Annotated in this window: 10 protein-coding genes and 1 other RNA gene; all 11 read left to right on the top strand. The window is 46.4% G+C overall.

All coding sequences use genetic code 11. The annotated features are described in order from the left end of the window. Positions 1–48: 48 nt before the first annotated feature. Entirely contained in the window at positions 49–903 is an 855-nt protein-coding gene (gene fba / locus FS628_RS29870; protein WP_145326613.1) for a class II fructose-1,6-bisphosphate aldolase, read from the top strand. Positions 904–1050: 147 nt separating this feature from the next. Further along, the gene (locus FS628_RS29875) at positions 1051–2304 is read left to right on the top strand and encodes a UDP-N-acetylglucosamine 1-carboxyvinyltransferase (protein WP_036607261.1); all 1254 of its coding nucleotides are present in this window, start codon (positions 1051–1053) and stop codon (positions 2302–2304) included. A 469-nt stretch (positions 2305–2773) separates the two neighbouring features. Next, positions 2774–4099: a transcription termination factor Rho gene (gene rho / locus FS628_RS29880; protein WP_036607258.1), complete on the top strand. Its 1326-nt coding sequence runs from the start codon at positions 2774–2776 to the stop codon at positions 4097–4099. 97 nt (positions 4100–4196) lie between these two features. Then, positions 4197–5471 carry a radical SAM protein gene (locus tag FS628_RS29885; RefSeq protein WP_145326614.1) on the top strand — a complete coding sequence of 425 codons (1275 nt, stop codon included), beginning with the start codon at positions 4197–4199 and terminating at the stop codon, positions 5469–5471. 102 nt (positions 5472–5573) lie between these two features. Further along, positions 5574–5771 (top strand): 50S ribosomal protein L31, encoded by a 198-nt coding sequence (gene rpmE, locus FS628_RS29890; RefSeq protein ID WP_036607255.1) that lies wholly within the window; start codon positions 5574–5576, stop codon positions 5769–5771. A gap of 148 nt (positions 5772–5919) precedes the next feature. Beyond that, an RNA gene (ffs, locus tag FS628_RS29895) (signal recognition particle sRNA large type) lies at positions 5920–6187 on the top strand. Between the two features lie 174 nt (positions 6188–6361). Continuing rightward, complete coding sequence (gene dnaX, locus FS628_RS29900; protein WP_145326615.1) at positions 6362–8107, top strand: DNA polymerase III subunit gamma/tau; 1746 nt, start codon at positions 6362–6364, stop codon at positions 8105–8107. A 41-nt stretch (positions 8108–8148) separates the two neighbouring features. After that, the gene (locus FS628_RS29905) at positions 8149–8460 is read left to right on the top strand and encodes a YbaB/EbfC family nucleoid-associated protein (RefSeq protein ID WP_036607248.1); all 312 of its coding nucleotides are present in this window, start codon (positions 8149–8151) and stop codon (positions 8458–8460) included. A 34-nt stretch (positions 8461–8494) separates the two neighbouring features. After that, positions 8495–9094, top strand: coding sequence for a recombination mediator RecR (recR, locus tag FS628_RS29910; protein ID WP_036607246.1), 600 nt, complete (start codon positions 8495–8497; stop codon positions 9092–9094). A gap of 181 nt (positions 9095–9275) precedes the next feature. Further along, positions 9276–9551 (top strand): YaaL family protein, encoded by a 276-nt coding sequence (locus tag FS628_RS29915; RefSeq protein WP_260871236.1) that lies wholly within the window; start codon positions 9276–9278, stop codon positions 9549–9551. A gap of 33 nt (positions 9552–9584) precedes the next feature. Then, the gene (locus tag FS628_RS29920; protein ID WP_145326616.1) at positions 9585–9854 is read left to right on the top strand and encodes a pro-sigmaK processing inhibitor BofA family protein; all 270 of its coding nucleotides are present in this window, start codon (positions 9585–9587) and stop codon (positions 9852–9854) included. The last annotated feature ends 340 nt before the right edge of the window (positions 9855–10194 follow it).

Raw genomic sequence — 10194 nt, forward strand, 5'->3', positions numbered from 1 at the left:
CGGCTAAAAACCATAGACACAACCCAAACCCCTAGGAGGATTGAAACCATGCCATTAGTATCTATGACAGACATGTTGAACAAAGCACTTGAAGGAAAATATGCAGTTGGTCAATACAACATCAATAACCTTGAGTGGACTCAAGCGATTCTTGGTGCTGCTGAAGAAGAGAAATCCCCAGTAATCCTGGGTGTATCCGAAGGCGCAGCACGTCACATTGGTGGCTTCTACACTGTAGTTAAAATGGTAGAAGGACTCATTCACGACATGAAAATCACTGTTCCAGTTGCAATTCACCTGGACCACGGTTCAAGCTTCGACAAGTGTAAAGAAGCGATCGATGCTGGATTCACATCCGTTATGATCGACGGTTCCCACCACTCTATCGATGAGAACATCGAAATGACTAAAAAAGTTGTTGAATATGCACACGCTAAAGGCGTTTCTGTAGAAGCTGAAGTAGGTACTGTAGGCGGACAAGAAGACGACGTTATCGGCGGTATCATGTATGCTGACCTGAACGAGTGTATCCGTATCGTTAAAGAAACAGGTATCGACACATTGGCACCTGCTCTTGGTTCCGTACACGGTCCTTACCATGGCGAGCCTAACCTGGGCTTCAAAGAAATGGAAGAAGTTCGTGACGCGGTACAAGTTCCACTCGTATTGCACGGTGGTACAGGTATTCCTAAACACGACATCGACAAAGCCATTTCCCTGGGTACATCCAAAATCAACGTAAACACAGAGAACCAAATTGCTTTCGCAAAAGTAGTTCGTGAAGTGCTTGCAGCTAAACCAGATGCTTACGATCCACGTACATTCATCGTACCAGGCCGTGATGCAATCAAAGAAACAGTTAAAGGTAAAATCCGCGAGTTTGGTTCCAACAACAAAGCGTAATTTATCTTTACCAGTTCCATACTGTGAAATGGAAGAACACCGCCTAGCCGGTGTCTTTCCATTTTCACACCTTATTTCTACATCGGAAGCCAACAACACGTATTGCCGTTCATCGGCTGCAAAACACGTAGGGGGACATTAAGCTTTATGGAAAAATTGATGATTAGTGGCGGACGTCCGTTACAGGGAACTGTAACCATAAGCGGCGCCAAGAACAGCGCCATTGCGCTTATTCCTGCAGCATTGCTTGCCGAGTCAGAAGTCGTGTTGGACAACCTTCCACTTTTGAGTGATGTGGCGGTTTATGCAGAAATTTTGGAGGAACTCGGAGCACATGTAACTTGGGAAGGCAGTCAGATGAAGATTGATCCTTCTGACATCAAATCCATTCCTATGCCGAATGGTCCCGTGAAGAAGCTTCGTGCTTCGTATTATATGATGGGTGCACTATTAGGGCGTTTCAAAGAAGCGACCATAGGTTTACCAGGGGGCTGTAATTTCGAGCCTCGTCCAATTGATCAACATATCAAAGGGTTTGAAGCGCTTGGCGCAACCGTAACTAACGAACACGGCTCCATTCATTTGCATGCCAAAGAGCTGCGCGGAGCAAAAATCTATCTTGATGTAAGCAGTGTCGGTGCAACCATTAATATCATGCTGGCGGCTACTCGTGCCAAAGGCTCTACAATTATCGAAAACGCGGCTAAAGAGCCTGAGATTATAGATGTAGCAACACTTCTGAATTCCATGGGTGCCAGCATCAAGGGTGCAGGTACCGAAACGATCCGTATTGAAGGGGTTTCGGAGCTTAAAGGCTGCCGTCATTCCATCATTCCGGACCGTATCCAAGCGGGTACGTATATGATCGCTGCAGCGGCAACGCGCGGTGATGTTCTGATTGACAATGTGATTCCCAAACATCTGGAAGCTTTAACGGCAAAGCTGCTGGAGATGGGTGTTGGCATTGAGGAATTGGATGAAAGTATACGTGTCATTGGTAAACCAAGCTATAACCACGTTGACGTGAAGGCACTTGTATATCCTGGTTTTCCAACCGATTTACAGTCACCAATGACCAGTGTTTTAACACAGGCAACCGGTGTTAGTGTCCTGAGCGACTTTGTATACAGTAATCGGTTCAAGCATGTACCAGAGCTGGTGCGGATGGGCGCTAAGATTCGGGTAGAAGGACGGTCAGCGATTATTGAAGGCAGTGCATTGAACGCTGCCAAAGTAAAAGCATCCGATCTTCGCGCTGGAGCAGCGCTGGTGATCGCAGGTCTTACGGTCAGTGAAGGTGTGACTGAAGTAACAGGGGTCGAATATATCGATCGTGGTTACGATCACCTGGTGACCAATCTACGTCTGCTTGGTGCAGATGTATGGCGGGAAACCGATTAATTGATAAGCATCATGTATGATTCTGTCATGCACATGTTTATTTTAGCTGGATTGCATATCCTTTCAGTAATTGGGTAAACCTGTTTTAATAGAGTTCTCAGTCTCTCCGGCATAAGACGAAATGTTTCTGTTTCCTTTACCGGAGGGTCTTTTTTTGAATCAAACTTCATATGGCTGTAAGAACATCATTTCTCTTTCCCCAACCCCCGGTTTTGTTTGAACCTGCGCGCCATAGCCGGTCTACCTGGATCGATCGCCTCATTGAATCGTGTTCACTCATTAGCGGATTATGCCGAATATGGCCATCCCACCCGGAAACTTACACTCAAAGACAAGTATTTGCATTATAACGGTTACATTCCGTACAATGGACAGAAGAGATTGTGGCAGACGCTGCGCTCTATAGCCGGAACATCTAGCGAAACTATCCATTTCACACGGACTTATTAATTGAATAGGTGGTTATTATATGGATCTACAAATTTCCGATTTGGAAGAAATGAAACTAACGGACCTCTACAAGCTGGCCAAAAAATATCAGATTCCTTACTATGGTACGTTAAAAAAGAAAGAATTAATCTTTGCTATATTACGTGCACAAGCCGAACAAAGCGGTCTGATGTTCATGCAAGGCGTACTCGAAATTTTACCTGAAGGTTACGGATTTCTTCGGCCGATCAACTACTTGCCAAGCACGGAAGACATCTACATCTCAGCTTCTCAGATTCGCAAGTTTGACCTAAGAACAGGTGACCTCGTATCAGGCAAGTGTAGGACGCCTAAGGAAAACGAGAGATACTTCGGTTTGTTGCAAGTCAACGCTGTAAATGGTGAGAATCCATCGGCGGCTGCAGAGCGACTTCACTTCCCGGCACTAACCCCACTGTATCCGCAGAAAAAACTGGTTCTCGAAACATCCCCCAACCATTTGTCCACACGCATTATGGATGTGCTCGCCCCAGTAGGATTGGGACAGCGCGGATTGATCGTAGCACCTCCCAAAGCGGGTAAAACGCTTCTCCTCAAAGAAATTGCCAACAGCATCTCAACTAACAATCCAGAAATTGAACTGTTTGTCCTGTTGATTGATGAACGTCCAGAGGAAGTAACGGATATGTCACGTTCGGTAAAAGGGGAAGTTGTGGCTTCGACATTTGATGAACTGCCTGAGAATCATATCAAGGTGGCGGAATTGGTGCTTGAACGTGCGCTTCGTTTGGTTGAGGCTAAAAAGGATGTCGTTATCCTGCTGGATAGCATTACACGTCTTGCCCGTGCATATAACCTGGTTATTCCACCATCTGGTCGTACGCTTAGTGGTGGTATTGACCCAGCTGCATTCCATCGTCCGAAACGTTTCTTCGGTTCTGCACGGAATGTGGAAGAAGGCGGAAGTTTGACCATCCTGGCAACGGCATTAATTGATACCGGTTCACGTATGGATGACGTCATTTATGAAGAGTTTAAGGGTACGGGTAATATGGAGTTGCATCTGGACCGTCGTCTGGCTGAACGTCGTATATTCCCGGCAATCGACATTCGTCGTTCTGGTACGCGTCGTGAAGAAGTGTTGCTCAGCAAGGAAGAGCTGGATACAATCTGGGCGATTCGCAAGAATATGAATGATTCCCATGACTTTGTCGAAGGTTTCCTGAAGAAACTTCGCAACAGCAAGACAAATGCAGAGTTTTTGGCGGCATTTGATTCAGCTGGTAATAGTCCAACAAGCAATTCGGGGACAACAACAACCCGTCGCTCACCAAGACAGACAGCTACGTCAGGTACATCGACATAAGTGTCGCTCGACCCATAACATGCGTTTAGCAGCGTTGCTGTGAATTTTACAATACACTCGTCGTTAGGTTTAACCCATTAGATGTGAGGAGAACATCATGTATTTAGTATACGCAGATGAAAAAGGTAATGTATTTGATCACCCATCCCTGTACGGGCTTGCCCGCAGCGGAGATATGATCGTTGAAATTATGGAGGATGAACTTATCCCTTTGCCGGAGGGTGCGACTTTGGTTGGACTCCCAAGTACTCGGCCCATTGGTATGGACCCGGATACAGGTGAGATGTTGCCGATGCCAACGGACACACAGGCTGTAGGTGCGTTGCTTCCACAGGGATTCACTCGTTTGTGTCTCCCTGGTTATGTGAAGACGGATAAAGAGTATAAATTGCCGTTATTCGGCTATTCCGCAGTAGTTTGGAAAGATGGCGGTTTCTATGTCACGGCTGCGAAGTCGGATAGTCCTGACCAATGGAATCCGCTGAACTGTGATCGGGATGATGTGCGTTCCGGAGTTAAACGGTTGACGGAGCAATATCCCGAGAACCGTCTTTATACCCATCTGTCCAATTGTGCGCTCGGATATGAATGTCTAACTTCGTCGAACACGTTCCTGAATCGTTGGGAAGGCGGGGTGCCGGTATCCTATTCCTGTAATGCGGGTTGTTTCGGATGTATCTCCGAGCAACCGGATGATAGTGGTTTTGTTTCCCCGCAGACACGTATGAACTTCCGCCCGCGGGTGGATGAGATTGTCCAAGTCATGATGGAGCACCTGAAGACACCGGAATCCATCATTAGCTTTGGACAAGGTTGTGAAGGGGAGCCTTCCACGCAGGCCAAGCTGATTATCGAAGCCATTCGTGAAGTGCGTTCCGTCACGGATATGGGGTATATCAACATTAATACCAATGCGGGTCTGAATGATCACATTAGAGGAATTGTTGACGCTGGATTGGATCTAATGCGCGTAAGTACAATTAGTGCACTGGATGACCACTATAACGCCTACTATAAGCCGCGTGGCTATACCTTGGCCAATGTCGAGAAGTCGATGAAATATGCAGCGCAGCAGGGGGTATACACCTCCATTAACTATTTGATCTTCCCAGGCGTAACAGATCGTGAGGAAGAGATTGAGGCAATGATTGAGTTTGCACGAAGAACGGATCTGCGTTTGATTCAGATGCGCAATCTCAATATTGATCCGGAGAGCTATCTGGAGTTAATTCCTCCGGCTCAAGGTGATATCTTGGGCATGAAGCAGATGATTGAAATCTTTGAAGATGAGTTGCCTGATGTGGTGATTGGATCGTATACTCACGTTCCACCAGCTGGAATGGCACGTCCAAAACGGTTAATTACCTCTTAACAATAATGGATTGCAACAGGCATTAGGCCGTGTTATAATCTCAGAGTTGTGCCATTTACTCTGGGTCCGCTTGAGGCTCAGGGCGGAAAGAGGTGAAAGGTAATGAAAGAAGCAATTCATCCTAATTACACGATTGGTCAAGTATCTTGCGCTTGCGGGAATACTTTTGAGACAGGTTCGGTTAAAGACGGACTTCGTGTAGAGATTTGCTCCGCGTGCCACCCGTTCTTCACAGGTAAACAGAAGTTTATCGATGCTGGCGGCCGTGTTGATCGTTTCAAGAAGAAATACGGAATCTAATAGGACAATTCTTGGAGTTGTCTGCTAATTGCATCCAACCCACCCCTGCTGATCTGGCAGGGGTTTTTTATATGTTTTATATATACATTGTTGCTGCTGCGTTCCTTCTGGTTGCAATTTGGATAACCTTACGTTATACTATTTCTTACCGTGCTAGATGGGGAGGTAGCGGTGCCCTGTAACTCGCAATCCGCTATAGCGAGGTTGAATTCCTGCTAGAGGTTTTGTCGATGTGAGGTTTGGTCCCTGAACGTGGTGTTGACGGTTGGGTCCTCCGCAATGAGTACTCATGAACCTGGTCAGGTCCGGAAGGAAGCAGCCATAAGTGAGATCACTCTTGTGCCGGAGGGTCGCCTAGCCCGAGCTATTGTTCAGGGGTGCCACTTGGATCGCAAATATCGATAGCAGGTGCACGGCTTACCATTTAAATGTAGAGACCTTTGCAGTTGTATGTATGCAGAGGTCTTTTTGATATGTCTTAAAAAACCACGCATGAATGAGTCAGATAAAGTTTGGATTCACCCTGGAATATAGTATAATAGGGGAACGACAAAGGACTCGAATGCGAAGTGGAAGGAAGGTAACGCATCATGGAGCATATCGCGTTATACCGGGCTTGGCGTCCCCAGTCGTTTCAAGATATGGTGGGACAACAGCATATTATTCAGACCTTGCAGAACGCGATTCGTGAACAGCGGACTTCCCATGCCTACTTATTTAGCGGGCCCAGAGGAACGGGAAAGACGAGTGCCGCCAAGATTTTGGCCAAAGCTGTGAACTGCGAACGTGGGCCTGCGCCTGAACCTTGTAACGAGTGTGAAGCTTGCCGTAGGATTACGACTGGCGCTGTGATGGATGTGCAGGAGATTGATGCTGCATCCAATCGGGGCGTTGAGGAGATCCGTGATCTTCGGGAAAAGGTAAAATATGCGCCAACCGAAGTCCGGCAGAAAGTCTATATTATCGATGAAGTGCACATGCTGACGACGGAGGCATTCAATGCTTTGCTCAAAACATTGGAGGAGCCACCGCCACATGTGATGTTTATTTTGGCAACAACGGAACCGCACCGCCTTCCGGCTACCATTATATCGCGCTGTCAGCGATTTGATTTTCGCCGGGTTTCCCTAGAAGAGCAGACAGCAAGACTTACACTGATCTGTGAACAGGAAGGCATGGAAGCTGACCAGGACGCTCTCCAATACATTGCCCGTTTATCGGATGGTGGAATGAGGGATGCACTTAGTGTGCTGGATCAGATCTCTTCATTTACGGATGGACGAGTAACGTACCAGCAGGTTATGGACATGACGGGTGGAATTGCTTCAGAGCAATTTGCCAAACTGGCTGCTTCACTGCTCAAAGGTGATGTTGGTCATATTTTGCAGATGATTGAAGGCTTCATGCATGAAGGAAAAAGTGCAGACAAGTGTATGGAGAATTTACTGTATTATTTCCGTGATTTGCTTATGATTAAGATGGTACCTGATGCAGACAAACTGACGGACCGGGTACTTAATCCGGAAGCTTTCCGTGATATGGCGGAGTCATTCACCAAGGAACAACTGTTCCATATGATCGACACCCTTAATCGGTACCAGAGTGAAATGAAATATGCGGTACAGCCACAGACATTATTTGAAGTCGCATTGCTTAAACTGTGTAGTATTCCAGCACAAGGAGAGGCTTCTGTTCAGGTGGGAGCTTCAACTCATGCGGCGCCAGCTGATGGGGGAGAGATCAACCGCTTGAAGCAGCAGCTTGCTGAGCTGGAGAAGAAATTGGATCGTGCACTTAAGAGCGGGTTGTCTGGTGGAGATGGCGCATCAAGTGCTCCGTCGCGTCCGGCAACAAGAGCCCCTGTATCGAGAGGGAACTCGCCTGCGAAGCTTCCTGCACAGTTGGATCAATATGTTGCGCGCAAGGGAGCCCCTGAGTTCGCAGAGATCAGCAAAAAATGGAGTCAGATCCTGCAACGGGTGAAGGAAGAGAGAGTTACCGTTCACGCCTGGTTTGTGGATGGTGAGCCAGTATCATTGCTTGAAGACAACGTTCTGGTTGCTTTCAAAAACAATATTCACCGTGAAACGACGGAGAAGCAGGCTAACCGCGAAGTCATTGAGCGGGTGTTGTCCGAACAACTTGGGCGTCCGGCACGATTGGTGACGATGATGCTCAAAGATTGGACCGGAGCAATGGAAGGAGCTTCTGAAGCGCCAAAGGAGGACTTTAAGCTTGAACCTGAGCATGAAGACGGCGGTTCAGGCAACCAACAGCCTTGGATTGATGAAGCCATCCAGCTCTTTGGTGAGGACCTTGTAGTGATCAAAGAATAATGCGCATAGCGCGATAACTATAACAAAGGAGATGAACAATTATGAACAACATGAACCAAATGATGAAACAAGTGAAGAAGATGCAGGAGCAAATGCTGAAAGCACAAGAGGAACTGGCGGACAAAACAGTCCAAGGTACTTCGGGCGGCGGCGTTGTAACGGCTGAAGTTAACGGACACAAGAAATTGCTTGCTATCACGATCAAACCTGAAGCAGTAGATCCGGAAGATGTTGAAATGTTGCAGGATCTCGTTATGACAGCAGTTAATGATGCAATGGCCAAAGCCGATGAGATTGCCAACAAAGATATGGGCAAGTTCACAGGTGGCATGAATATTCCGGGACTATTTTAATTTAAATTGATCCTGTCAAAGGAGACATAATCGATTGTATTATCCCGAACCAATAGCCAAGCTGATTGATGCCTTTACCCGTTTGCCAGGTGTGGGCCCCAAGACAGCAGCGCGTTTAGCTTTTCATGTGCTTAACATGAAGGAAGATGACGTTATCGATTTTGCCAAAGCACTCGTGAGTGTGAAGCGCAATCTTCATTACTGCTCAGTGTGTTGTAATATCACCGATACGGATCCGTGTCGCATCTGTCAGGATAAGTCCAGGGATGTCTCTGTTATCTGTGTAGTTCAGGATTCGAAAGATCTGGTTGCCATGGAGCGCACCAAGGAATTCGATGGATACTATCATGTGTTACAGGGTGCGATTTCACCTATGGAGGGAATTGGCCCGGACGATATTCGTTTGAAGGAACTTCTGGTTCGATTAAGTGATGAACGGATAAAAGAGATCATTCTGGCGACGAACCCCAATATTGAGGGTGAGGCTACAGCGATGTACATCTCCCGCTTGGTGCGTCCGTTTGAGATCAGTGTGACTCGAATCGCCCATGGATTGCCTGTAGGAGGCGATCTGGAGTATGCCGATGAGGTGACTCTTTCGAAAGCCTTGGAAGGGCGCAGGGAGATGCGTTAGTGTATTTGTTTTAAACACAGCATACTCCGGAGAGACTTTGTGTGCTAAATATGATTCTTTTAACCAAGAGAGCCTTAGGGCTCTCTTTTTTTGTGAGGAAAATGAAATGTCCAAGTTCTAAGTTTGTCCTTTCCCTGATAAGTATGAGAATATGCTGCACTGATCAGGAGGGGGAGAGTTTATGTTTAAGTGGCGAAATATACGGAACTCGATGGAGAAGCGCAACAGAATGTTGAAGGAACTTGAGGCGGATCAAATCTATGCAGATATTCAGTTGGCAAAACAGGAATGGGAGCGGGCAATGAGACAGTTCGAAGATGCGCAGGGGCAGGATGAGATTGATTATGCCATTTATGTGTTGGAGGCAGCCGAGCGGAAGTACCAGATTCATTTGAAGAGAGCGAAGCGAGCCCGGGCGAATGATGATGTTACATCACAGCGAGGGGTTAGTATGTAGAGTCAGGTTTACATTAAACACGGAGGTGTACATATGAAGAGTATTGTATTGGGGAGTATATTGGTTGTATCGTTACTGGGACTTTTCGTTGTATTGTTCAGAAAGCGAATAGGGTTATCGTTTTTCACGTCTTTTGGAATTCATCTGGTGCTGGCTGCAGTAGGGATTTACATCGTGAATTATTCCGGTTGGATTACAGGTACCTACATCCCGCTGAACCCTGCAACGATAGGGACTGTAACTGTTTTGGGATTGCCAGGTGTAGGGCTGTTATTGGGGTTAAAAATTTCTTTGTTCGGATAGTTGACTTCGGGATTATTTATATGGTACATTATATCTCGTTGCTTTGCTTGCTTGGTTACATGCTTTTGATGAAATGAAGAAGTTCATAACGAGCTTCGAAAAAGAATTTCAAAAAAACACTTGACCAAAACAAACGAAGTATGATATATTATAAAAGTCGCCGCTGAGAGAAAATGGTGACAAAAAAACAAGTTTGATCTTTGAAAACTGAACAACGAGTGAGTAAATATTCTGCTTGCAGAATGAACGCGAAAGTTGGAAACAAGCCTTGGCTTGAATCGGCTGGAGCACAAATGAGATTTTTAATCTCGTCAGATTCAAAATGAGCTTATCGCTCTTT

This window comes from Paenibacillus xylanexedens, from assembly GCF_007676705.1.
Lineage (GTDB): Bacteria > Bacillota > Bacilli > Paenibacillales > Paenibacillaceae > Paenibacillus > Paenibacillus xylanexedens_C.

What these genes read in the sequence shown, in the direction of transcription:
- fba (WP_145326613.1), top strand. Translation starts at nt 49, where the DNA reads ATGCCATTAGTATCTATGACAGACATGTTGAACAAAGCACTTGAAGGA.
- FS628_RS29875 (WP_036607261.1), top strand. Translation starts at nt 1,051, where the DNA reads ATGGAAAAATTGATGATTAGTGGCGGACGTCCGTTACAGGGAACTGTA.
- rho (WP_036607258.1), top strand. Translation starts at nt 2,774, where the DNA reads ATGGATCTACAAATTTCCGATTTGGAAGAAATGAAACTAACGGACCTC.
- FS628_RS29885 (WP_145326614.1), top strand. Translation starts at nt 4,197, where the DNA reads ATGTATTTAGTATACGCAGATGAAAAAGGTAATGTATTTGATCACCCA.
- rpmE (WP_036607255.1), top strand. Translation starts at nt 5,574, where the DNA reads ATGAAAGAAGCAATTCATCCTAATTACACGATTGGTCAAGTATCTTGC.
- dnaX (WP_145326615.1), top strand. Translation starts at nt 6,362, where the DNA reads ATGGAGCATATCGCGTTATACCGGGCTTGGCGTCCCCAGTCGTTTCAA.
- FS628_RS29905 (WP_036607248.1), top strand. Translation starts at nt 8,149, where the DNA reads ATGAACAACATGAACCAAATGATGAAACAAGTGAAGAAGATGCAGGAG.
- FS628_RS29915 (WP_260871236.1), top strand. Translation starts at nt 9,276, where the DNA reads ATGTTTAAGTGGCGAAATATACGGAACTCGATGGAGAAGCGCAACAGA.
- FS628_RS29920 (WP_145326616.1), top strand. Translation starts at nt 9,585, where the DNA reads ATGAAGAGTATTGTATTGGGGAGTATATTGGTTGTATCGTTACTGGGA.